Source organism: Myxococcus xanthus (assembly GCF_006402735.1).
GTDB lineage: Bacteria > Myxococcota > Myxococcia > Myxococcales > Myxococcaceae > Myxococcus > Myxococcus xanthus_A.
The window spans coordinates 4,603,196-4,627,282 of sequence record NZ_CP017174.1 but is presented as its reverse complement, the minus strand read 5'-3'; the positions used below and the strand labels follow the sequence as shown (position 1 = coordinate 4,627,282).

Below are 24,087 nucleotides of genomic sequence, written 5' to 3'. Positions count from 1 at the left end.
GAGAAGGGGCCCACCAAGCTCTACCTCTCGATGCTGCCTGTGATCTGCCCCCGTTCTTCGGACCACGCGTTACAAGAGTCCTGCGGCGCTGCTGATTCCGTGCTCGGGGGATGATGCGGCGGGGTCGGCATGGGCACGGCGAGCTCCGACCTCCGCGGGTGTCTTGTAGCCCAGACTGCTGTGCGGACGCTTCTCGTTGTAGCCGTACCGCCACGCATCAATGAGGACGACGGCCTCCCTCCTGTTGGCAAACCACTCCGCGGACAGGCACTCATCGCGAAAGCGGCCGTTGAAGCTCTCGTTGGTACCGTTCTGCCAGGACTTGCCCCGGTCGCTGTAGGCCGTCTGGATGCCGCTGACCTCCAGCCACCCTCGCAGGGCCTTGGCGATGAACTCCGGACCGTTGTCGCTTCTGAGGTACTTCGGCGGACCGTGCACCGCCACCAGGCGCGAGAGTATCTCGATGACTCATCTGGAGTTGATGCGCCCCGCCACGTCGATGGCCAGGCATTCGCGGCTGTACTCGTCCACGACAGTGAGACACTTGAGCTTCTGCCCGTTGGCGCATGCGTCGTGCACGAAGTCCCAAGGCCCATACCGAGTTGACGCCCTCGGGCTTCGGCTGCCGCGGCCGTCCGAGCCGAAGGCGCTTTCTCGGCCTCCTTCGAGTGAGAGCCAGCCCCTCCTTCCTCCAGAGCCGATGCACCCGCTTCACGTTGACCATAGGCCCTTCTCGCCGCAGCAGCGCCCAGGCCCGCCGGTAGCCGAACCGGGGACGTGCCCGAGCGATACCTCGCAGCTTCTCCACCAGCGCCGCGTCCCTCGCCTCCTTGCGACGGACGTAGCCCAGACTGCTGCGGGCCACCTGTAACAGCGCGCACGCCCGGCGCTGCGACACGCCTCGCTCCTCGGCGTACTGCACCTGCCGGCGACGGACGGACGCGCTCACCATTTTTTTGTGGAGATTTCCTTCATGACCTCGATTTCGAGGTCCCTCTCGGCCAGCAACTTCTTCAGCCGCGCGTTCTCCTTCTCCTTCTCCTTCTCCTTCTCCTTGAGCCGCGTCGCGTCGCCTGCCTCCATGCCGCCGAACTTCTGCCGCCAACGGTAGAGCGTCTGCTCGGCGACGCCGTGCTTCCGGGCCACCTCCACCACGCTGGCCCCAGGCGCCTCCGCCTCCCTCAGGATGCGGACCATCTGCTCCTCGGTAAACCTGCTCTTCCTCACGACCGACCTACCTCCTGGCCGCGAGGACTCTCTCACTCTTCAACTGGTCCGAAAATTGGGGAGCAGACCAATCAAGTAGCGCACCAACCCCTCGTCCCGCCGTCCGGGGCCCGCACCAGCGCTCCTGATAGGCTCGTTCAGCGGGCCGACAGTAGGCGACCGTGCCTGACACCTACAGGGTGCGCTGGGCGTACAGCCCCGTTAAACGACGTTGACAGCCCCCCCTGGGCTGGCAGATTCCGCGCCCGTTGGCGGCTTACAACCGCCCGTTTTCCAAAGGTTTCAGGTGTCCTGATGCGCGTTACCCAGGCCGACATCCTCGCTGCGATGTCGAAGGTGATGGATCCCGAGCTTCACATCGACCTCGTGAAGGCGGGAATGGTGAAGGACATCCGCGTCAGCGGGGACACCGCGAAACTCAAGATCGAGCTCACCACGCCTGCCTGCCCCATGAAGGGGAAGATCCAGGCCGACTCCGAGGCCGCCCTCAAGGCCGTCCCCGGCCTCAAGTCCTTTGACATCGAGTGGGGCGCCCAGGTCCGCGCGGCCGGTGGCGGCATGCCCGCTGGCGCGCTCCTCCCCCAGGTGAAGAACATCATCCTCGTCGGCGCGGGGAAGGGCGGGGTGGGCAAGTCCACCGTCTCCATCAACCTCGCCACGGCCCTGGCCCAGCACGGCGCCAAGGTGGGCCTGCTCGACGCGGACTTCTACGGCCCCTCCGTCCCCATGATGACCGGCCTGGGCGACAAGCGCCCCGTCAGCCCGGACGGCAAGAAGCTCAATCCGCTCGAGGCCCACGGCCTCAAGGTCATGTCCATCGGCTTCCTCGTGGAGGCCGACCAGGCGCTCATCTGGCGCGGCCCCATGCTCCACGGCGCGCTGATGCAGCTCGTCCGCGACGTGAACTGGGGCGAGCTCGACTACCTCGTCCTCGACCTGCCTCCCGGCACCGGCGACGTGGCGCTCACGCTGTCCCAGTCCGTCCGGGCCGCGGGCGCCGTGCTCGTCACCACGCCCCAGGACGTGGCGCTCGCGGACGTGGTGCGCGCCAAGCAGATGTTCGACAAGGTCCACATCCCCGTGCTGGGCATCGTGGAGAACATGAGCCAGTTCGTCTGCCCGAACTGCTCGCACACCACGGCCATCTTCAACCACGGCGGCGGCCGCAAGGCCGCGCAGATGTTCGGGATTCCATTCCTCGGTGAAATCCCGCTGGACCTGAAGGTGCGGGAGTCTGGAGACTCCGGCGTTCCGGTGGTCGTGGGTGCCAAGGACAGCCCGGAGGCGAAGGCCTTCCAGGAAGTCGCGCGGAACATCGCAGGGCGCGTGTCAGCCCAGAGCATCAAGAGCGTTCCGCTGCCGGTGATGCAGGCCCGCTAACTATCGAGGAGACATCATGGCCCCGGCCGGCAACGACGACTTCCCACCCGATCCGCTGCTCGACGAAGACGAACGGCAGGACCGATCCAGTGGCTCCAACGGGCCCGCGGGCTTCGTTCCGGAGTTCGTCCGCCGCATGGCCGTGGCCGGCCTGGGTGCCCTCTTCATGACGGAAGAGGGCATCCGCAACCTCGCGGGCCAGCTCAAACTCCCCAAGGAAGCCCTGGGCTTCATCCTCGGCCAGGCCGAGAAGACCAAGGACGAGGTGACGCGCGCCGTCACCGAAGAGCTCCGCCGCTTCCTCCAGTCCGAGAAGCTGCGCGACGAGTTCCTCAAGCTCATGTCCGGCATGACGGTGGAGATCAAGGCGCAGATCCGCCTGGTTCCTCCCGAGAAGGAGGAGAAGCCCTCCGAGCCGGAAGCCTCCGCCGAGCCCACCAAGGCCCGCCGGTCCGCCACGCCCAGCGTGGTCATCTCCGAGCTCAACGCGAAGCGCCCCAGCGCGAAGCGCACCAAAAAGGAGTAACGGTGGCGGACACGCCCCCTCCCGCTGAGTCCCCCTCGAGTGCCGCGCCGCCTCCGCGCCCGAACGAACGGAAGAGCGCGCTGGCCAAGCGGCTGCCGCTGCTCCTGCTCGTCGCCCTCGGCCTCTACCTGTGGCAGGTGACGGGCACCCCCGAGCGCGACGTCGCCTTCCAACTCGCGGGCCCGGGCTGGGCCTCCGTGCGCGCCGTGGACCTCCAAATCTCCGACCCGGAAGGCCAGCTCCTCAAGCGCGAGGAGCGGTTCTTCCCCTCGGGACCTCCGCCTGAACTCACGTACAAGGTGGACCTGCCCGAGGGCACCTGGGACGCGGCGCTCTTCGTGAAACGTGAGGGCAGCGACGCCCGGGTGCGCCTGGAGACGGAGCTCGTCGTCGGCGAGGAGCAGTACATCGTCCGGCAGCTCCAGTTGCCCGCCGCAGTTCGTTGACCGACCCGGGGGCGTGGGCTAAGGCCGCCGCACGCCGTTCTTCACTCTTTCCGACCCAAGAGGTGCGTACACGCCATGGCAACGGAACACATTGTCGTCGTCGGGGCAGGGCAGATGGGCGCGGGCATCGCGCAGGTGGCACTCGTCGCGGGCCTTCGCGTCACGCTGGCGGACGTCTCCGAAGCAGGGCTCGCCAAGGGCGCCGACCGCATCCGCGCCGGCCTGAAGAAGCTGGTGGAGAAGGGCAAGCTCGACGCCGCGAAGCAGCAGGCCGCCGAGGCCAACCTCGCCACGCTGACGAAGGTCACCGAGGCCAAGGACGTGGACTTCGCCGTCGAGGCCGTGACGGAGAACGAGGACCTCAAGCGCCGCATCTTCCAGGACCTGGACGCCGTGGTGCGGCCGGGCGGCATCCTCGCCACCAACACCTCGTCCATCCCCATCACCCGCATCGCCGCGTCCACGAAGCGCCCCGAGTCCGTCATCGGCATGCACTTCATGAACCCGGTGCCAGTGATGCAGCTGGTCGAGCTCATCCGCGGCGCCGCCACGTCCGATGAGACGTACAACACCACGCGCGCCCTGGCGGAGAAGATGGGCAAGACGACCGTGGTGTCCAAGGACTACCCGGGCTTCATCGTCAACCGCATCCTCATCCCCATGCTCAACGAGGCCTGCTTCGCCGTCATGGAGGGCCTGGGCTCGGTCGAGGACATCGACACCGCGATGAAGCTGGGCACCAACCAGCCCATGGGCCCGCTGCAACTGGCGGACTTCATCGGCCTGGACACCGTCCTCTACATCGCCGAGGTGCTCCACAAGGGCCTGGGCGACTCCAAGTACCGCCCCAGCCCCCTGCTGCGTCAGTACGTGGACGCCGGCTGGTACGGCAAGAAGAGCGGCCGCGGCTTCTACAAGTACTGAGCCGCCACGCGGTTACCCACTTCCACCCCAGGAGCCTCGAACATGGCCTACGAGAACATCCGGCTGGAGCAGGAGGGCGCCATCGCGACCCTCTTCATCGACCGCCCCAAGGCGCTCAACGCCCTCAACACGAAGACGCTGCAGGAGCTCGAGTCCGCGCTGAAGTCGCTGCCCGCGGACGTGCGCGTCCTCATCGTCACCGGCGGCGGCGAGAAGGCCTTCGTCGCAGGCGCGGACATCGCGGAGATGGCCGCGCTCACCGACGCGCAGGCCCAGGAGTTCGGTGCCCTGGGGCACCGGGTCATGGCCGCGCTGGAGGCGCTGCCCATTCCGACCATCGCGGCCGTGAATGGCTTCGCGCTCGGCGGCGGCTCCGAGCTGGCCCTGGCCTGTGACTTCATCTACGCCTCCGAGAAGGCCAAGCTCGGCCTGCCGGAAGTCGGCCTGGGCGTCATCCCCGGCTTCGGCGGCACCCAGCGCCTCACCCGCGTGGTGGGCCGCGCCCGCGCCAAGGAGCTCATCTTCACCGGCGACCGCATCGACGCGGCGAAGGCGAAGGAGATTGGCATGGTGCTGGAGGTCCTCCCCGCGGACGGCCTGCTCGCGCACTGTCGCGCCGTGGCGGAGAAGATTCTCAAGAACAGCCCGTTGGCCATCTCCAAGGCCAAGCAGGTCATCGAGGCCGGCGCCGACCAGGACCTGCGCGCCGCGAACGACATCGAGCGCAAGGCCTTCGGCGACCTGTTCGGCTCCGAGGACCAGCGCGAGGGCATGAAGGCCTTCCTGGAGAAGCGCCCCGCGACCTTCACCGGGAAGTAGCGCGGTGAAGGGGCTCGCGGCCGGGGGACTGCTGGCGTGTCTCCTGGCCGCCGAGCCGGCCCAGGCTTCGGACGACGGCGGGGACAAGGACGGGCGGGCCCCCGTGCTGGTGTCTTGGAAGCGCTCGCTGTGCCTCTACACGGGCTGCTTCCTGGAGCCGCTCATCCCCGACGTCCGCTACGAGTGGGGGCCGGACACCCAGGAGGGTTGGGTGCTGTCCTGGCCCATCCACCCGTGGGCCCTGCCGCCGCTGGACGTGCCGGGGCCCACGCTGGTCGTGTCGCCGTTCCTGGAGCCTCAGCTCCGGCTGGGACGGTCGGCCTTCCGGATGCTCGCCGGGGCACGGGTGTATGCGTTTCCTGACGCAGCGCGCTTCGGAGTGTTGGCCGAAGGGGCGGGACTGTGGGGACAGGACGGCTCAGGGGGCGTGGCGGGGCTGGGATTATCCTATGACTTCATCGAGCGGCACCGGGACACAGTGCCGTGGACCCTGTCCGTGGTCGTGCGGCGGGCATGGACGGGGGAGGGGAACCGGCTGGATGTCAGCCTCGACGTCACGGTGCCCCTCAATATGTTCTTGGGTACTCCCGGGGAATCCCGGGTCTCAGGCGACCGGACGGTGTCTCACCGGCACGCCTCGGCGCGCTTCCGCGCACGCGCCGCGTCTTCGCTGTTCCAGAGGGAAGCCCCTCATATTATGGAGGTTCCATGAACTTCGAGTTGACCGACATCCAGCGTGAAATCCAGCGGATGACCCGCGAGTTCGCGGCCAAGGAGCTCATCCCCAACGCTCGCAAGTGGGACGAGCACCACGCCTGGCCCACGGACGCGGTGAAGAAGCTCGCCGAGCTGTCCCTGCTGGGCGTGGCCGTTCCCGAGCAGAACGGCGGCGCCGGGCTCGACAACGTCTGTTACGCCATCGCCATGGAGGAGATCAGCCGCGGCTGTGCCTCCACCGGCGTCATCATGAGCGTGAACAACTCGCTCTACTGCGATCCGATCATGAAGTACGGCACGGACGCGCAGAAGGAGCAGTTCCTGGCGCCCTTCGCCCGGGGCGAGAAGCTGGGCTGCTTCGGCCTCACCGAGCCCGAGGCCGGCAGCGACGCCGCCGCGCAGAAGACGGTCGCCGTGCGCAAGGGTGACGAGTACGTCATCAACGGCTCGAAGAACTGGATCACCAACGGCCCCAAGGCCGACGCCATCGTCCTGATGACGATGACCAACCGGGAAGCGGGCCACAAGGGCATCACCGCGTTCATGGTCCCCACGGACACCCCGGGGTTCATCCGCGCCGAGCCGGACAAGAAGATGGGCATCAGCGCCGCCTGGTCCTGCTCCATGTTCTTCGAGGACATGCGCGTGCCGGCCAAGTACATGCTCGGCAAGGAAGGCGAGGGCTTCAAGATCGCCATGAGCACGCTGGACGGCGGCCGTATCGGCATCGCGTCGCAGGCGCTGGGCATCGCGCGCGCGGCGTACGAAGAGGCGGTGCGCTACTCCGGTGAGCGCAAGTCCTTCGGCAAGCCCATCCGTGAGCACCAGGCCATCCAGTTCATGATCGCCGACATGGCCACGGAGATCGACGCGGCCCGGCTGCTCGTGTGGCGGGCGGCCCTGCAGAAGGACAAGGGCGTGCGTCACAGCGCGGAGAGCGCCATGGCCAAGCTGTACGCCAGCGAGATGGCCAGCCGCGTGGCGAACAAGGCCCTGCAGGTGCACGGCGGTATGGGCTACAGCAAGGAGATGGACGTGGAGCGCCACGTGCGCGACGCGCGCATCACGGAAATCTACGAAGGGACGAGCGAGATCCAGCGCATCGTCATCGCCGCCAACCTGCTGAGGGAGTAACCGTCATGACCCGAGCGCTTCTCTCCGCAGTCGTCCTGGCCTCGGCGGTGGCGCTCGCGCAGGGCGCCGCCCCCGCGAAGGCGCCCGCCGGCGGCAAGCCCGCCGCCGCGACGCCGGCCCCCGCCAAGCGCGACGGGCCGGACGTCGAGCGGCTGCCCTTCACGCCCGACTCCATCCGTCAGGTCGTCCAGTACCACCAGCGCCGCATCCAGGAGTGCTACGAGGACCACATGGCGGAGAAGGACCGGACGGTGGAGGGTAAGCTGATGACGACCTTCACCATCGACGCCAACGGCCTGGTGAAGGACGCCCGGGTGGTGAAGAAGACCAGCACGCTCAAGGACCCGAGCTTGCACGACTGCGTCCAGGCCGTCCTGTCGTCCATGACCTTCCCGAAGCCTCCGGATGGCACGGACCGCCCCATCGAGTACCCGTTCAACCTCAAGGCCATCGAGTAGGACAACCGCCGTGAACCTCGAGCTCACCGAGACGCAGACCCTCATCCGTGACACCGCTCGCAAGTTCGCCCGCGAGCGCGTGGCCCCCCTTGCCCGGACACTGGACCGCGAAGAGCGCTTTCCCACGGACCTCTTCCGGCAGTTGGGAGAGATGGGACTGCTGGGGGTGAACCTCCCGGCGCGCTACGGCGGTTCGGAGGCCGGCGTGGTGGCCTATGCGCTGGCGATGATGGAGATGGCCGCGGCCGACGCGTCCACGTCGGTGGCCATGGCCGTCACGAACATGTGCGGCGAGCTCATCAACGCGTTCGGCACCGACGCGCAGCGCGAGAAGTACGTGACGCGGCTGGCGTCCGGCGAGGCCATCGCGGGCTCGTTCGCGCTGTCCGAGCCCCATGCGGGCTCCGACCCCGGCGCGCTGCGCACCACCGCGGTGCGGCGCGGGGACGTGTGGGTCCTCAACGGCAGCAAGCAGTGGATCACCTCAGGCGCGTACGCGGGGGTGATGGTGGTGTGGGCGCGCACGTCCCCCGCCGGCAACAAGGGCTTGTCGTGCTTCATCGTCGAAGGCGGGACGAAGGGGCTCATCATCGGCAAGCACGAGGACAAGATGGGCCTGCGCTCCTCGAACACGGTGTCGCTCACGTTCGAGGACTGCGAGGTTCCGGCGGAGAACCTGCTGGGCGCCGAAGGGCAGGGGTTCAGGCTGGCCATGGTGGCGCTGGACGGTGGGCGCATTGGCATCGCGGCGCAGGCCTGCGGCGTGGGGCGCGCGGCGCTCGAGGCGACCGTGGCCTACGTGAAGGACCGTCAGGCGTTCGGCCAGCCCATTGGCGAGTTCCAGGGCCCGCGCTTCATGCTCGCGGACATGCAGACGCAGTTGGAGGCGGCGGAGCTGCTGACGCTGCGCGCGGCGTCGATGAAGGAGAAGGGCCAGCCGTTCTCCCGCGAGGCCTCCATGGCGAAGCTCTTCGCCAGCGAGATGAGCAACAAGGTGGCCGACAAGGCCGTGCAGCTCCACGGCGGCTACGGCTACATCGACGAGTTCCCGGTGGAGCGGTTCTTCCGCGACGCCCGGGTGCAGACCATCTACGAAGGCACCAGCGAGGTGCAGCGGATGGTGATCGCCCGCGAGAGCTTCAAGCTCCAGGGCTGACGGCCGGGAAGAAATCCGGGGCCGCCGGCGGTTGAGCGCGGCCCGGAGTTGGCCCTGGAATTTCAGGGCCTTGGCCGCTCGTTCGAGCACCAGGCTGGGGGCAGGCATCCTGTGGGACGGGGCTGCGCGGTAGGGCAGGCGTTCTTAACTAGGAGGCATTGACTTTCCTGGGGTAGGACATCCACCCAACAGCACAAGGGGCACGAGCTCGCTTGACTACCGGAATCACCGGTGTCTAGGGTGCGCGGCTTCCATCAAATCAAGTCCTCAATGAGGAGGACGAACGTCACTGCCCGCTGCTCCCCGCAGGCCGCGACGGAAAAACCACCATCAGGGGGCAGCTGTACCGGTTTCAAAGGACTTCCATTTCATGCAGCAGAACGTGAACCAGCAGGTCGGGATGGACGGCGGCGACGAAGACTTTGCCGCAATGTTCGAGGCCTCGCTCAAGGAGCGCGGTGGTGACGGCATCCTGAAGGAAGGGGAGATCGTCAAGGGCACCGTGGTCCAGGTGACGAAGGACTTCGCGATTGTCGACATCGGCTACAAGTCCGAGGGACAGGTCCCGATCTCCGAGTTCACCAACCCTCGCGGAGAGGTCTCGGTTCAGGCCGGTGACCCCGTCGAGGTCCTCCTGGAGAGCCGCGAGAACGACACCGGCATGGTCGTCCTCTCCAAGGAGAAGGCCGACAAGATGCGCATCTGGGACGAGATCAGCGCCGCCTGCGAGCGCGATGAGATCGTCAAGGGCACCATCGTCGGTCGCGTGAAGGGCGGCCTGTCCGTCGACATCGGCGTGAAGGCGTTCCTGCCCGGCTCGCAGGTTGACATCCGCCCCGTGCGGAACCTTGACCAGTACATCTCGAAGGAATTCGAGTTCAAGGTCATCAAGTTCAACAAGAAGCGCGGCAACATCGTCCTGTCCCGCCGCGTCCTCCTCGAGAAGCAGCGCGAGGAGATGAAGAAGGAGACCCTCAAGAACCTCAAGGAGGGTGCCGTCCTCAAGGGCGTGGTCAAGAACCTCACCGACTACGGTGCGTTCATCGACCTGGGCGGTATCGACGGTCTCCTCCACATCACGGACATGTCGTGGGGCCGCATCGGTCACCCGAGCGAGATGTTCAACGTGGGTGACGAGGTTCGCGTCGTCGTCCTCAAGTTCGACCCGACGCAGGAGCGCGTCAGCCTGGGCCTGAAGCAGATCCAGGAGGACCCGTGGCACCGCGCCGACGAGAAGTACCCGGTCGGCACCCGCGTGCGCGGCAAGGTCGTGTCCATCACGGACTACGGCGCGTTCATCGAGATCGAGCAGGGCGTCGAGGGTCTGGTGCACGTGTCCGAGATGTCCTGGACCAAGCGCCTCAAGCACCCGTCCAAGATCCTGGAGGTCGGCCAGGAGGTGGAGGCCGTCGTCCTGGACATCGATCCGAAGGCCAAGCGCATCGCGCTGGGCATGAAGCAGATCGAGCAGAACCCCTGGACGCTGCTCGAGGACAAGTACCCGATCGGCTCCGTCATCAAGGGTCAGATCCGCAACGTCACCGACTTCGGCGTGTTCGTCGGCGTCGAGGAGGGCGTGGACGGCCTGGTGCACGTCTCCGACATCTCCTGGACGGTGCGCATCAAGCACCCGGGCGAGATGTTCAAGAAGGGCGACGAAGTCGAGGCGGTGGTGCTCAACATCGACGTCGAGAACGAGCGCTTCAGCCTGGGCATCAAGCAGCTCCAGCCGGACCCCTGGGAGACGCTGTCCGAGCGCCTGCCCGTGGGCAGCCGCGTGAAGGGCAAGGTCACCAAGGTCACCGACTTCGGCGCGTTCGTGGAGATCGAGCCGGGCATCGAGGGCCTCGTCCACGTCTCCGAGCTGAAGGAGGAGCGTGTCGAGAACCCGCGTGACGTGGTGCAGGAGGCGCAGGATGTCGAGGTGAAGATCATCGACATCAACACCCCGGACCGGAAGGTCGCGCTGTCGATGAAGGCGCTGATCGGCGAGGGCGAGGACTACCGCGAGTACCTCCGCAAGCAGGCGGAAGGCTCGAAGGCGCGCCTCGGCGACGTGATGGCGAGCAAGCTGAAGAAGTAGTCTTCAGCCGCACGCGCCAACACGGCGAGACGGCCGGGTTCCCGAGAGGGGGCCCGGCCGTTGCCGTTTCGGGGCGGGGCCTGCTATGCAGGGCGACGCGCGCTTCGGGGCCGAGCGCGTGGGGGATGCCATGTTTGCACGTTCTTTGACCTGGGGCCGTCGCACCCAGGTGGCCTGCGCGCTCGCGCTGAGCGCGATGTTTGTTTCTTCGTGTGGTCGCAGCCCGGCGTCTTCCGACTCACGGCCCCCAGGGCCGGCGCGTGTCGAAGTGCTCGCGGAGCAGTTTACGGTGGGAGAGGCAGGAGCCTTCCGGTGCACTGCCGAGGATCCGGAAGGAGATGCGCTCACCTACGTCTTCGATTGGGGGCGCGCGGATCCCACACCGGGTGTTTCCGCACGCCTTCCCAGCGGAGCCCCCGGAGAAGTCAGCCGGGCGTTCCAGGCGGTGGGCGACTACGAAGTCCGTTGCCGCGCGGTTGACGTGCACTCGCGGGTGGGGGCGTGGTCCGAGCCCGTGGCCTTCACCGTCGAACCGGCTCCACCCCTGGATGATGGGAAGCGGACGCTCTTCGTCGAAGTCTTTGGCGCAGGGCGGGTCACGAGCACGCCGGAAGGGGTGAGCGACTGCGCGGGCCCGTGCATGGCGCGCTTCGATGTGGGGACCGAAGTCACGCTCCAGGCGGAGCCCGCGGAGGGATGGCGATTCACCGGATGGATGCGCTGCGGGCCGGAGCAGCTGCCCCATGTCATCCGAGTCGAGCAGGACCGGCGCTGTGGCGTGGGGTTCGCTCCAAAGCTCGAGCACTCCGCGCTTTGGAGGCAGTCAGGTGCGCGTAACCCCAGCGCCGTGGCCTGGGGCCCGGACGGGGTCCTCCTCGCGGTGCTGGATCGAGTCGGGGGGGAGGGCTCACTGCGCATCTGGAATGCGCAGCTCGGCCACGTCTCCCAGGTGATTCGGATGGAGGGCTCGGACATTCGTGCCGTGGCGTGGGGGCCCAGGAGGGAGGACCTGGTCGCCGGCTTCGAGGATGGGCAGCTGGCCCGGATCGACCCGGACACAGGCGCGCCTGTCCAGCGTTGGCGCGCCCATTCGGGCCCGGTGTTGGGCGTTGCCTGGAACCCGGACGGCAACGAGTTCGCCAGCATCGGCAACCTGGGCACGGGCGGCGGGGAAGTGCGCTTCTGGTCCGCGGACACGGGGACGGAGCGCCGGGAGCCCTTGCTGACGGAGTATCCCATCCACCAGATCCACTGGAGCCCGGATGCACGCCGTATCGCGCTCGAGGTGCAGGGCGAGATGGTGGAGATTCACCCGCTTGCCCCAGCGGGGCCGCTCTACCGGCAGAGCAATGCCCATGGCTTCGCCTGGAGCCCGGACGGCGCGCGGTACGCGGTGGGCAGCTACCGCTACGTGCGAGTGTATGAGGCAGTGACCCACGAGCAGCAGGCCGCGTGGACAGGCCCGTGGGGCCTGTCCGCCCGCCTGGACTGGAGCCGCACGAAGGATTGGCTCGTGGTGGTGGATGGACTCCGCTCGCTGACGGTCCTGGAGGCCGACACCGGGACGGTGGTGGCGGATGGCTCCGAGCCTCCCCCCAAACCGCTGACTGCGTCCGGCTACGGCGCCGTGCGGTTCCACCCGGTCGACAACACGTTCGTCGCGCTGGAGAGCGAGCCCGGCGCGGTGTCCGTCTTCCAGGTGGATGCGGAGCACGCGCGCGTGCGGCGCACTGAGCTGCTGGCGCATCTGAGGGCGGTCAACGTCACGGCGTGGAGTCCCGCGGGAGATCGGCTGGCGTCGGCCGGCAGCGAGGGCAAGGTCCGGCTCTGGAGTGATTCAGGCCTGGCGCTGCGAGCGCTGGACGGACATGGGGGCAGAGACGTTCGTGCCTTGGGGTGGAGCGAGGAGGGCACGCGACTCGCGACGGGAGGCGATGACGGCCGGCTCTGCGTCTGGGACGTGAATGCGGGCACCCGGGTGCGCACGCCCGTCGAGCTGACGCCGTGGTCTCATGGACAGCAATCCAGGGTGGAGCACGCCGCGCTGACGCCAGACGGCCGGACCCTGGCGGGCGCGGGCACGACGTTGTCGCCCACCGGGATGAAAGGAACCGTCCAGGTCTGGGACGTGGGCAGCGGCACGGAGTTGCTGCGCATCCCGGAGACGCCGAGCCCCGTCGTTGAGCTGGAATGGACGCCCGATGGAGCGTCGCTGCTCATCGTCTACAGCCATGGGGCATGGAACCTCTGGCACCGTGCGTCCGGTGTCCTTCGAAGCATGGAACCCGGGTTGACGGGCATCGTGGCCGCCGCGCTCAGCCCCGACAGGACGCGCCTGGCGCTGAGCAGCAGTGAGCGGCTCGCCGTCCTGGATTTGAGCACGGGTGCCTTCGTTGCGGGCGCCAGTACCTGGCTCATCCAACTGGCCCTGGCGTGGAGCCCGGATGGCACGCGGCTCGCCAGTGGCGGCGAAGGAGGATTGCTCTTCACCTGGGACGTCCGTGAAGAAGGCGCGTTCCGGCCCACTGTCATTGGCGCCCACGAACGCACGGTCCTGGGCATCTCTTGGCGGGGGGACGGCAAGGTCATCACGACGGGCGGGTGGGACGCGGAGCTGTTCTCCTGGTTCGTCCGCTAGGAACCGTCCGACCGGTCGGGCGGGCAGGGGCGCGGGGTCCGAGCCAGGAGGCCTCGTGACTTCGCGCCTTTGCCCACGCTGGCGCGTTGCGTCGTGCACAGTGGACGCTCACGTCCGTGTGACGAGCAAGGATGCTTGAACTCAGGGAAGTGGCCGGTGATAAGGGCCCCCGACACTGTTATCGAAAAGCATCCGCACATCCTCAAGAGGAGGCAGTTTTCATGGCTCGTGACGTCGTCATCGTAGGCGCGGCCCGTACCCCCATTGGTGCCTTTCAGGGCGCGCTCGCCAAGCTGACGGCCCCTCAGCTGGGCGCGATCGCGATCAAGGCGGCGCTGGAGCGCGCGGGCGTGAAGCCCGAGGCCGTGCAGGAAGTCATCCTGGGCTGCGTGCTCACCGCCGGCGTGGGCCAGGCGCCCGCTCGCCAGGCGGCCATCTTCGCCGGCCTGCCCGAGACGGTCCCCGCCACCACGCTCAACAAGGTCTGTGGCTCCGGCCTCAAGGCCGTCAGCGCGGGCGCGCAGGCCATTGCCCTGGGTGACGCGGACGTCGTCGTCGTGGGCGGCATGGAGTCCATGAGCAACGCGCCGTACATCAGCCACACGATGCGTGGCGGCGCGCGCATGGGCAACGTGGAGTTCAAGGACGCGATGATCCACGACGGCCTCTGGGACGTGTACGGCAACGTCCACATGGGCATCTGCGCCGAGGAGTGCGCCACGACGCAGGACATCAGCCGCTCGCAGCAGGACGAGTACGCGCTGGAGTCCACGCGCCGCGCCATCCAGGCCCAGAAGGAAGGCCTGTTCAAGGCGGAGATCGTCCCGGTCCAGATTCCGGGCAAGAAGCCGGAGGACGTCGTCACCGTCTCCGACGACGAGGGTCCCCGCAACGCGAAGCCGGACAAGATTCCGGGCCTGAAGCCGGTGTTCAAGAAGGACGGCACGGTGACGGCCGCCAACGCGTCCTCCATCAACGACGGCGCCGCGGCGCTGGTGCTGATGAGCGAGGAGCGCGCGAAGGCCGAGGGCCGCGCCATCCTGGGCCGCATCACGGGCTACGCCCAGGCGGCGCGCAAGCCGGTGGAGTTCACCATCGCGCCCACGGACGCCATCAACAAGCTGCTGAAGAAGCAGGGCATCAGCGCGGGTGACGTGGACCTCTGGGAGATCAACGAGGCGTTCGCGGTGGTGTCCATCGCGAACAACCGGCTGCTCGGCCTGGACGTGTCGAAGGTGAACGTACGCGGCGGCGCGGTGGCGCTGGGCCACCCGATTGGCGCGTCCGGTGCGCGCGTGCTGGTGACGCTGCTGCAGACGATGCAGGACCTGGACAAGAAGCGTGGCGTCGCGTCGCTCTGCATCGGCGGCGGCGAGGGCATCGCACTGATGGTGGAGCGCTGAACTTCCTCTCCCGATAGGGGAGAGGCACGGGGTGGGGGCCCGCCAAGGGCCTTCACCCCGTTCGCACATGCGGGAGGGCGGATGAACAAGGTCTACGCGAACGCGGACGAGGCGGTCGCCGACATCCCGGATGGCTGCACGCTCATGAGCGGCGGCTTCGGGCTGTGCGGCAACCCGGAGAATCTCATCGAGGCACTTCACCGGAAGAACGTGAAGGACCTCACCATCATCTCCAACAACTGCGGCACCACCGAGCTGGGGCTCGGCATCCTGCTTCAGAACAAGCAGGTGAAGAAGATGGTGTCCAGCTACGTGGGAGAGAACAAGGAGTTCGAACGGCAGTTCCTCTCCGGCGAGTTGGAGGTGGAGCTGAACCCGCAGGGAACCCTGGCCGAGCGCATCCGCGCGGGCGGCTGCGGCATTGGCGGCTTCTTCACCCCGACGGGCGCCGGCACCCAGGTGGCCGAAGGGAAGGAGACGCGCGTCATCGACGGGCGGCTGCACGTGCTGGAGACGCCGCTGAAGGCGGACTTCGCCATTGTCCGCGCGTGGAAGGCGGACCGCTGGGGCAACCTGGTGTTCCGGAAGACGGCGCGGAACTTCTCCCCGATGATGTGCATGGCGGCCAAGGTCACCATCGTCGAGGCGGAGCACATCGTGGAGCCCGGCGAGCTGGACCCGGACCTGGTGCACATCCCGAGCATCTTCGTGAAGCGCATCGTCCAGGCGAAGAACCTCCAGAAGTGGATCGAGCGGCGCACCGTCCGCAAGTCGGCCTGAGGAGCCCAGCCATGCCACTGACTCGTGAACAGATTGCACAGCGCATCGCCCAGGAGCTGCAGGACGGCTTCTACGTCAACCTGGGTATCGGCATGCCCACCCTGGTGGCCAACTACATCCCGCCGGGCATGGACATCGTGCTCCAGTCGGAGAACGGCCTGCTGGGCATCGGCCCCTGGCCCGTGGAAGGCCAGGAGGATCCGGACCTCATCAACGCCGGCAAGGAGACGGTGACGGCGGTGCCCGGCGCCGCGTTCTTCGACTCGGCCCTGTCGTTCGGGATGATCCGCGGCGGCCATATCGACATGGCCGTGCTGGGCGCCATGGAGGTCAGCGAAGAGGGCGACCTGGCCAACTGGATGATCCCCGGAAAGATGATCAAGGGCATGGGCGGCGCCATGGACCTGGCCGTCGGTGCCCAGCGCATCTTCGTGGCCATGGAGCACGCCAACAAGGACGGCAAGCCCAAGATCCTCAAGAAGTGCTCGCTGCCGCTGACGGGCCTCAAGTGCATCCACCACATCGTCACGGACCACGCGTACATCGACGTGACGCCGCAGGGGCTCATCCTGCGCGAGGTGGCCCCCGGGGTGACGGTGGAGCAGGTACAGAAGCTCACCGAGCCGAAGCTGACGGTGGCCCCCGACGTCCGTGAGATGAAAGTCTGAGCGTGTGGGGCTAAGGTGCACCGCCGCGGGCGTTGTACGAATCCCGCGGCGGAGCGCATCCCATGGCAGACAGTCCCAACACCTCGACCCCTCATCCCCGCGCGCCCCGTCTGGAGTACGAACTGCCAGTGGCCTACCGCAGCGTCTCTGGCTTCGTCACCGACTGGGCGGTGAACCTGTCGAAGGGTGGCCTGTACATCAACACCGACAAGCCGCTGTCCGTGGACACGGTGGTGCGGCTGCTGGTGACGCTGCCCGGCGCGCACTTCCCCGTGGAGCTGAAGGGGCGGGTGACGCGCACCAATGCCGTGGGCGTGCCCGCGCCCCAGTCCCCAGGGATGGCGGTGGAGTTCCTGGACGTTGATGAAGACAAGCGATCGCGTATCGAGGAGTTCGTGGAGCGCTTGCGCTCGGAGCTCCCGCCCGAATAGCGCCTGAATGCTGCCGCTACCCGAACTTCCCATTGAACTGACCATCGAACGCCTCGGCCAGCTCGGCGAAGGCGTGGCCTCCTGGCAGGGGCGCACCGTCTTCATCCCGGGGACCTTCCCGGGGGACACCGTGCGCGTCCACCTGGAGAGTCAAGGCCGCGTGCTGCGCGGCATCCTGCGGCAGGTGGTGTCGCCAGGCCCGGACCGGCGTGACGCGCCCTGCGTGTACGCGTCCGACTGCGGCGGCTGTGACTGGCTGGGGCTGGCCGAGCCCGCCCAGCGCACCGCGAAGCAGGAGATCGTCCTGTCCACGCTGGAGCACCTGGGCCACCTGGCTCGGGACAGCTTCACCGTGCGTCCGCTGCTGGTGGCGCCCAGGGACTGGGGCTACCGGCGCCGCGCGGTGCTGCATCCCGCGGGCAAGGGGGCGCTGGGGTACTTCGGCCGGCGCAGCCACGAGCGCGTGCCCGTGGAGGTCTGCGGCGCGCTCACGCCCGTGCTGACGGCGCTTCCCGGGAAGCTGGCTCCGCTGCTCAAGCCCCTGGCGAAGGACACCGAGGAGGTGCTGCTGCTGGCCGAAGGGGACAAGGCCGCGTTCGCGGTGAATCTCAGCGGCCCGGTGACGGCGCGCCACCTGGAGGCCGCGGAGGCGGCCGTGCGCGCATTGCGGCTGGAGGGCGCGGTGCTGACGCCGAAGGAGGGCTCGGCCCGGCTCCTGGGCAAGCCCGCGCTGCGCTCCTACTCACCGCTGCGGCCGGAAGTCCCCCTGTACCTGCGGCCGGATGCCTTCGCCCAGGCCCATGCCGAAGCCAACGTGGGGCTGGTGACCTCGGCCGTGTACGAGTTGGGAGCCCGGGAGTCCGACTCCGTGCTGGAGCTGTATTCGGGCAACGGCAACTTCACCTTCCCCCTGGCCGGAACCGCCGCGTCCGTGCTGGGCGTGGAGTCATCCCCCGTGGGCGTGGAGTTGGCCCAGCGGAGCGCGCGGGAGGGCGGGGTGACGAACGTGCGCTTCATCCAGGGCGACGCCCGCAAGGTGTGCGACGGGCTGGTGGCCGAACAGCGCCGTTTCGATGTGTGCCTCGCGGACCCGCCGCGCGCGGGAGCCCCAGGCCTGGCGAAGTGGATGACCGCCCTGGGGGTGCGCCGCGTGGTGTACGTGGCGTGTGACCCGGCTTCATTGGCTCGGGACGCCGCGGGCCTGGTCGCCGCCGGGTACAAGCCCCTGGCCCTCCAGGTGGTCGACATGTTCCCTCAGACGCATCACGTCGAGGCCGTGATGTCCTTCGAGCGGTCGGCCTGAACAGCGGCAACACGCACCATCAGTCTTTGTTGCGTTGAGCAGCGGGATTCGGGCGCCTCGTGGCGTCCAGGCCACGTCTTGCCTGTTTTCCCTCTGAAAGCGGCTTCCATAGACGGCGGACGTAGATCGGAACAATCTGCAATTCAGTAAATTTTAGTGATTACACCGCGTGTACCAGGGAGGCAGGCATCCGCTCGCTTCACGGTCGTGCATTCCCGATTGCGCGCGGGCCGTCCCCGGACATGATGGTTGCGTGGATGCCCGCATCGTCGAGTTCGCCGAGGTCCTTCGCCAGAACGGTGTGCGCGTCAGTACGTCCGAGGTCCAGGACGCGCTGCGCGCCACGTCCGAGGTAGGCCTCAAGGATCGGAACCTGTTCCGTTCGGTGCTCCGCACCACGCTGGTGAAGCGCGAGCTGGACGTGGACACCTTCAACCGGGCCTTCGAGTTCTACTTCTCCGGCGCGGCGAGGACGTTCGAGGCCATCGACAAGTCGCTGGCGCAGCAGTTGGAGGAGGAAGGCTACCTGGAGGGCGACCTGCTGAAGATGGTCCTCATCCAGATGCACCAGCTCCTCCCGGAGATGTCCCCCCTGGCGCAGGCCGTGCTGATGGGAGACCGGGCCCGGCTGGCGCAGATCTTCCGGATGGCCTCGCTGCAGTTGGACCTGTCGCGGATGGAGAGTCCGCTCCAGGCCGGGTTCTTCTCCAGGCGCATGCTGGCGGCGGCTGGAGCGGACAAGGCCCGGAACGACATGAAGTCGCTCGAGGACGAGCTACGGGCCCGCGGCCTCACACCGGAAGGGGTGGAGATTGTCTCGCGCCATGTCGCGGCCGCGATGCGGAAGATCGAGGACGCCGCCCGCCAGGAAGTGAAGCGCCAGGCCGAGGCCCGCATCCGCCGCCGCACCGACACCGCCGCGGACAAGCCGCTGCACCTGCTCACCCAGGCGGAAGTGGACCAGATGGAGTCCGCCGTGCGCACCCTGGCGGAGAAGCTGCGCAGCCGGCTCATCCGGAAGCAGCGCTCGCACCGCAAGGGCGCCCTCAACGTGCGGCGCACCCTGCGCCGGAACCTGCCGTGGGGCGGGGTGCCCATGGTGCCCCAGTTCCGCAGCCGCCGCCCCGAGCGCCCGGAGCTGGTGGTGCTCTGCGACGTGTCCGACTCCGTGCGACAGGCCTCGCGGATGATGCTGCTGTTCATGCACACGATGCAGTCGCTCTTCGTCCGCGTGCGCTCGTTCGTCTTCGTGTCCGACGTGGGCGAGGTGACGCAGTACTTCAAGGACCTGGAGGTCGACGCCGCCATCGACATGGCCACCGCGGGCAAGACGGTGTCGCTGAGCGCGAACTCCAACTACGGCCGCGCCCTGGCCGACTTCACCCGGGACCACCTGGGCAGCATCACCCGCCGGACCACCGTGATGGTGATTGGCGACGGGCGGAACAACTACAACGCGAACAACGCCTGGGCCCTCAAGGACCTGCGCCGCAAGGCGAAGCGGCTCTTGTGGATCTGCCCCGAGGAGCGTGGCAACTGGGGCATTGGCGACAGCGAGATGCTCACCTACGAGAAGCACTGTCACCAGGCCGTCGTCGTCACCTCCGTGTCGGACCTGGCCCGGATCGCCGACCAGCTCGTGCCCGCGTAGTCCCGGGCCCATTCCCCCGCAAGGCACCTCCCCATGTCTTCCTTCCTCTTCGACGACAACGGCTTCCAGGACGTCCCCAACCGGGAGTCGTCCACGGACCTCACCGCCGCCGACGACCGCACCCTGCGCTGGGCCGCCCCTCCGCTGGACGCGGCGATGCTCGACGCCCTGGTCCGCTACCAGCAGACCTACCTTGCCCAGGCCTCCGGGCAGGGGACGGAGACCCTGGCCAAGGCCCACACCGAGGCCCTGGCCGCGTCGGGGCTGGCCCCCAAGACGGCGGAGCAGGGCAGCGCGCTGCTGCGAGCCTTCGGCGGGCGGCGCTGGGCGGTCCGCAAGCTCCAGGACAAGCTGGGGCAGCTTCAGGGCGGCGCGGCGGACGAGCTCAAGGGCCGCATCCAGGACGAGCTGGCCAAACAGGAGCGCGAAACCAACGCCCTGGCGCGGCGTTACGGCGAGGACGCCCTGGTGCTGCTCCGGGCCCGCGAGACGGAGCTGGTGGACCTGCACACCCGCCTGACGCACCTGCTCAGCCGGGGATGAAGCCGGGCGGGCGGCCGGTTGCATTCCGCGTCCGGCCATCGGATAAGGGCACGTACTTGCTCAGGGTTCTTCCATGAAGCGCTATTTCATCCACACCTTCGGCTGCCAGATGAACGTCAACGACTCGCTCCGCATGAGCGAGGTGTTGAGCCAGATGTCCTACGCGCCGACGCCGGTGCCGGACAACGCCGACCTCATCATCCTCAACACCTGCTCCATCCGGGAGAAGGCGGAGGACAAGATGCTGTCCGCCCTGGGGCGGTACAAGCCGGTGAAGGCCAGCCGTGGCGCGCTGATTGGCGTGGGCGGGTGCGTGGCGCAGCAGGAGAAGGACAAGCTCCTCAAGAAGGTGCCGTACCTGGACTTCGTCTTCGGTCCCGACAACATCGCGCGCCTGCCGGACATCATCGGCCGGGTGTCCGCGGAGCGGGAGCGGGTGGTGGAGACGGCCTTCGTGAACTCGGAGGAGTACGTCTTCCCGCGCGCCGACCCGGAGACGTCCCGCGGCAAGGTCACCGAGTTCGTCACGGTGATGAAGGGCTGCGACAACGTCTGCTCGTTCTGCATCGTGCCGCACACGCGCGGCCGCGAGGTGAGCCGGGCGTTCCCGGACGTGCTCGTCGAGGTGGCGGACCTGGCGAAGGTCGGCGTGCGCGAGGTGACGCTCATCGGCCAGAACGTGAACTCGTACGCGGGCGGCATCTCCTTCGCGCAGCTCCTGCTGCGCACCGCGGAGGTCCCCGGCATCGAGCGCGTGCGCTTCACCACCAGCCACCCGCATGACCTGTCCGACGAGCTGATCGAAGCCTTCCGCGTCCAGCCGAAGATCACCCCGCACTTCCACCTGCCGGTGCAGTGTGGCAGCGACCGCATCCTGAAGATGATGCGCCGCGATTACACGGTGGTGCAGTACCTGGAGCGCCTGGCGAAGCTGCGCGAGGCGCGGCCGGGCATCGCCGTCACCACGGACATCATCGTCGGCTTCCCTGGGGAGACCGAGGAGGAGTTCGAGATGACGATGCAGCTGACCGAGCAGGTCCGCTACGACAACCAGTTCTCCTTCGTCTACAGCCCGCGGCCCAAGACGGGCGCGGCCCTGCGCGAGAAGGACTGGGGCCCGGTGCCGCATGAGGTGAAGATTGCCCGCCTGGAGCGGCTGCAGAAGCTGCAGCGGCGCATCAGCGGCGAAATCACCGCGGCGCTGGTGGGCTCGGAGGTGGAGGTCATGGTGGAGGGGCACTCGCGCTACGACGCCACCAAGCGCTTCGGCCGCACGCCGGAGAACCGCACCGTCAACTTCGAAGGGGACGCCCCCGCGGGCGCCTTCGTGACGGTGAAGGTGGAGCGCGCCACGCCCAACCAGCTCTCGGGCAAGCAGGTGGCCCTGCTCAAGCCGCCCACGGTGGAGCCGCTGCCGGTGCCCATGGCCGAGGCGCCGTTCCACGTCGTCGCGGAGGCGTAGCCCCATGCCCCAGAGGCCATTCCGAGGTGTATCCCCCCGCGTCCACCCGGGATGCTTCGTGGACGACTCCGCCCAGCTGGTGGGTGACATCGAGGTGGGGGAGGACTCCTCCATCTGGTTCAACTGCGTGCTGCGCGGGGACGTGAATCCCATCCGCATCGGGAAGCGCACCAACGTGCAGGACCTCTCCCTGATTCACGTCACCAGCGGCAGGTCCGCCACCACGGTGGGGGACGACGTGACGGTGGGGCACCACGTCATCCTCCATGGGTGCACCATCGGCAACCGGGTGCTGGTGGGCATGGGCGCCACCGTCATGGACGACGCGGAGGTGGGGGACGACTGCATCATCGGCGCGGGAGCCCTGCTGACGCCGGGCACGAAGATCCCCCCGGGCTCATTGGTGGTGGGCTCTCCGGGCCGGGTGAAGCGCCCCATCACCGAGGCGGAGCGTGAGTTCCTCCTGATGTCCGCCCAGCACTACGTGCTGCTCGCGGCCGAGTACCACACGGACCGCTGAGTCGCTCGCGAGCCTACGCTGGGCGTGTTAGGAGCACATCCATGGCTCTCGTGCCTGCCACAACGCTCAAGGCGTGCCCGCTGTTCAAGGGGTTCACGGACACCGGCATCCAGATTTTCGCCGGGGTCGCCGTCACCCGTGCGTTCCCCAAGGGAACCGCGCTCTTCGCTGAAGGCAAGACGGGGGATTCGCTCCTCATCGTGGGTGAAGGCACCGTGCGCCTGAGCGCCAAGAGCGCCGGGGGCGAGGATGTGTCCCTGGGTGAGGTCGGCTCCGGCGAACCCCTGGGGGAGCTGGCCCTGGTGCAGAAGGGTGAGCGGCTGTGCACCGCCACCGCCGTCACCGACGTGTTGGCCTTGGAGATTCGCGCCGCGGATTTCCAGAAACTCCTGGCTACCAAGCCGCAGGCCTGCGTGAAGCTGCTGATGGGCATCGTCGCGCACTTCGGCCAGAAGGCCCGGGACAACCGGGACATGCTGCGCACGCTCATCGGAAAAGCGCCCGCGGCCTGAGCCGAAGGTGACGCCATTCGGGCGGGCGGTGGTTAAGCTGCCCGGCGGCTCTGGCTATGCGGGATGGGGTAGGGCCTGGTGGATGGAGTTCCCACCTCGTTCCGCAGTGCGGGCCGGGGCGGAATGGGCCTCCTGGACGACTGGAACCCAGGTGGGCAGGCTGCCCGAAGGGGCGGCGCGACGTCGGGACAGTGGGGCAGCGGGAGGCGGCGGTCGGAGAATAAGAAGGGACGAGGGGCACCGAAGAGGGCCCAAGCGGAGGCCGGGTTTCAGGGATTTTTGTAGTCGATTCCCCTTGTTGACCCGGAGTTTTGACGACCCGCGCCCGGTTGATGTCTGGGCGCTAGAGGGGCGGCCTCAGGTGAGTGCCGGGGCGGGCCCTTCGGACGTGAATGGACAGGACGACGCGTGCAAGAACTTCTCACCAACCTCCTCGGCGACTCGCAGGGCTTCTTCGCCTATGCCACCGTGTTCGGCATCCTGGTGGCCTGCGGGCTGGGTGTTCCTCTTCCGGAGGACATCTCCCTCATCCTCGGGGGTTTCCTGGCCCACAAGGGGGCCGCCAACCTGTCGGTGATGATGGTGGTCGGCTTCGCGGGCATTCTCGTTGGCGACAGCCTCATCTACCTCGCCGGCCGCCGGCTGGGGGGGAGGCTGGGACGTGAAGGCGGCGGTGGCTTCTTCGCCCGCATTGTCACACCCGAGAAACGCGCGAAGGTGGAAGGGCTCTTCGTCAAGCACGGGCAGAAGATCGTCTGCATCGCCCGCTTCATGCCGGGCGTGCGCGCCGTGACGTACTTCACCGCGGGCTCCGTGGGCATGTCCTACTGGCGCTTCATCTTCTGGGATGGCCTGGCGGCGCTGCTGTCCGCGCCCGTGTTCATCTGGCTCGGCTTCCACTTCGGTGGCGAGCTGGACACGATGATCTCCAAGTTCAAGGAAGGGCAGTTCGCCGTGATGGGCGTGCTGGCCGCGGCAGCCATCGGCTACTTCGTGTGGCGCCGCCGGCAGGCCGCGCAGCGCGCCCAGGCCGCCGCCATCGTGGAGCCCGTGGTGGTTCCCGCGCTGGTCCACGAGTCGGTGGCCGCGCCGCTGCGTCCCCAGGTGTCCAGCACGGGCGACGCCCTGTTCGTCGCGGCACCGGAGCAGGCCGCCGCCGACAGCTCGCACGAGCTGCAGAAGTCGTAGGCCTTCGAACAAAGGTCGCCGGGGACGACAGCTTCCCCGGCGCCTTCCGTGGTTGCCGGGCTTCCGGGATCAGGGTCAGGATTGAGGGATAGCCTCAACGTCGACCTTCATCTGAGCC

22 protein-coding genes and 1 pseudogene are annotated in these 24,087 nt (G+C 67.9%); 22 read left to right on the top strand and 1 reads right to left on the bottom strand.

The features are described 5' to 3' along the window. Positions 1-69: 69 nt before the first annotated feature. A pseudogene (locus tag BHS09_RS19155) lies at positions 70-1,227 on the bottom strand (IS3 family transposase). A gap of 294 nt (positions 1,228-1,521) precedes the next feature. Between BHS09_RS19155 and apbC the strand changes: the two are divergent. The 22 genes from apbC (at position 1,522) to BHS09_RS19045 (ending at position 23,969) form a co-directional block, all read left to right on the top strand. Then, positions 1,522-2,607, top strand: a complete 1,086-nt coding sequence (gene apbC / locus BHS09_RS19150) for an iron-sulfur cluster carrier protein ApbC (protein ID WP_140798529.1) — start codon at positions 1,522-1,524, stop codon at positions 2,605-2,607. Positions 2,608-2,623: 16 nt separating this feature from the next. Continuing rightward, complete coding sequence (locus tag BHS09_RS19145) at positions 2,624-3,133, top strand: hypothetical protein (RefSeq protein ID WP_140798528.1); 510 nt, start codon at positions 2,624-2,626, stop codon at positions 3,131-3,133. A gap of 2 nt (positions 3,134-3,135) precedes the next feature. After that, positions 3,136-3,579 (top strand): hypothetical protein, encoded by a 444-nt coding sequence (locus BHS09_RS19140; RefSeq protein WP_140791975.1) that lies wholly within the window; start codon positions 3,136-3,138, stop codon positions 3,577-3,579. A 75-nt stretch (positions 3,580-3,654) separates the two neighbouring features. Then, entirely contained in the window at positions 3,655-4,503 is an 849-nt protein-coding gene (locus BHS09_RS19135) for a 3-hydroxyacyl-CoA dehydrogenase family protein (protein ID WP_140798527.1), read from the top strand. A 42-nt stretch (positions 4,504-4,545) separates the two neighbouring features. Beyond that, a complete protein-coding gene (locus tag BHS09_RS19130) occupies positions 4,546-5,322 on the top strand; it encodes an enoyl-CoA hydratase-related protein (RefSeq protein WP_140798526.1) in 777 nt (258 codons plus the stop codon). A 4-nt stretch (positions 5,323-5,326) separates the two neighbouring features. Then, on the top strand, positions 5,327-6,034 hold the full coding sequence (locus BHS09_RS19125) for a hypothetical protein (RefSeq protein ID WP_140798525.1): 708 nt from the start codon (positions 5,327-5,329) through the stop codon (positions 6,032-6,034). Then, positions 6,031-7,173 carry an acyl-CoA dehydrogenase gene (locus tag BHS09_RS19120; RefSeq protein ID WP_140791970.1) on the top strand — a complete coding sequence of 381 codons (1,143 nt, stop codon included), beginning with the start codon at positions 6,031-6,033 and terminating at the stop codon, positions 7,171-7,173. Before BHS09_RS19125 ends, BHS09_RS19120 begins: the two co-directional genes overlap by 4 nt. Positions 7,174-7,178: 5 nt before the next feature. After that, complete coding sequence (locus BHS09_RS19115) at positions 7,179-7,631, top strand: AgmX/PglI C-terminal domain-containing protein (protein WP_140791968.1); 453 nt, start codon at positions 7,179-7,181, stop codon at positions 7,629-7,631. 10 nt (positions 7,632-7,641) lie between these two features. Continuing rightward, positions 7,642-8,787, top strand: coding sequence for an acyl-CoA dehydrogenase family protein (locus BHS09_RS19110; protein WP_140798524.1), 1,146 nt, complete (start codon positions 7,642-7,644; stop codon positions 8,785-8,787). A gap of 370 nt (positions 8,788-9,157) precedes the next feature. Beyond that, positions 9,158-10,870, top strand: coding sequence for a 30S ribosomal protein S1 (locus BHS09_RS19105; protein WP_002639616.1), 1,713 nt, complete (start codon positions 9,158-9,160; stop codon positions 10,868-10,870). 130 nt (positions 10,871-11,000) lie between these two features. Then, positions 11,001-13,508: a WD40 repeat domain-containing protein gene (locus BHS09_RS19100; protein WP_140798523.1), complete on the top strand. Its 2,508-nt coding sequence runs from the start codon at positions 11,001-11,003 to the stop codon at positions 13,506-13,508. A 221-nt stretch (positions 13,509-13,729) separates the two neighbouring features. Next, a complete protein-coding gene (locus BHS09_RS19095) occupies positions 13,730-14,911 on the top strand; it encodes a thiolase family protein (RefSeq protein WP_140791962.1) in 1,182 nt (393 codons plus the stop codon). 81 nt (positions 14,912-14,992) lie between these two features. Continuing rightward, positions 14,993-15,691, top strand: coding sequence for a CoA transferase subunit A (locus BHS09_RS19090; RefSeq protein WP_011553803.1), 699 nt, complete (start codon positions 14,993-14,995; stop codon positions 15,689-15,691). Between the two features lie 11 nt (positions 15,692-15,702). After that, the gene (locus BHS09_RS19085; RefSeq protein WP_011553802.1) at positions 15,703-16,359 is read left to right on the top strand and encodes a CoA transferase subunit B; all 657 of its coding nucleotides are present in this window, start codon (positions 15,703-15,705) and stop codon (positions 16,357-16,359) included. 62 nt (positions 16,360-16,421) lie between these two features. Beyond that, the gene (locus tag BHS09_RS19080) at positions 16,422-16,790 is read left to right on the top strand and encodes a TIGR02266 family protein (protein ID WP_174258834.1); all 369 of its coding nucleotides are present in this window, start codon (positions 16,422-16,424) and stop codon (positions 16,788-16,790) included. 7 nt (positions 16,791-16,797) lie between these two features. After that, positions 16,798-18,093 (top strand): class I SAM-dependent RNA methyltransferase, encoded by a 1,296-nt coding sequence (locus tag BHS09_RS19075; protein ID WP_140798521.1) that lies wholly within the window; start codon positions 16,798-16,800, stop codon positions 18,091-18,093. A 253-nt stretch (positions 18,094-18,346) separates the two neighbouring features. Next, a complete protein-coding gene (locus BHS09_RS19070; RefSeq protein ID WP_140791957.1) occupies positions 18,347-19,744 on the top strand; it encodes a VWA domain-containing protein in 1,398 nt (465 codons plus the stop codon). 33 nt (positions 19,745-19,777) lie between these two features. Continuing rightward, positions 19,778-20,287: a hypothetical protein gene (locus BHS09_RS19065; RefSeq protein WP_140798520.1), complete on the top strand. Its 510-nt coding sequence runs from the start codon at positions 19,778-19,780 to the stop codon at positions 20,285-20,287. 73 nt (positions 20,288-20,360) lie between these two features. Then, a complete protein-coding gene (gene miaB, locus BHS09_RS19060) occupies positions 20,361-21,749 on the top strand; it encodes a tRNA (N6-isopentenyl adenosine(37)-C2)-methylthiotransferase MiaB (RefSeq protein ID WP_140791953.1) in 1,389 nt (462 codons plus the stop codon). A gap of 4 nt (positions 21,750-21,753) precedes the next feature. Beyond that, positions 21,754-22,269 carry a gamma carbonic anhydrase family protein gene (locus tag BHS09_RS19055; RefSeq protein ID WP_090492640.1) on the top strand — a complete coding sequence of 172 codons (516 nt, stop codon included), beginning with the start codon at positions 21,754-21,756 and terminating at the stop codon, positions 22,267-22,269. A gap of 41 nt (positions 22,270-22,310) precedes the next feature. Beyond that, positions 22,311-22,781, top strand: a complete 471-nt coding sequence (locus BHS09_RS19050; RefSeq protein ID WP_140791951.1) for a cyclic nucleotide-binding domain-containing protein — start codon at positions 22,311-22,313, stop codon at positions 22,779-22,781. A gap of 408 nt (positions 22,782-23,189) precedes the next feature. After that, positions 23,190-23,969 (top strand): DedA family protein, encoded by a 780-nt coding sequence (locus BHS09_RS19045; protein ID WP_140798519.1) that lies wholly within the window; start codon positions 23,190-23,192, stop codon positions 23,967-23,969. The last annotated feature ends 118 nt before the right edge of the window (positions 23,970-24,087 follow it).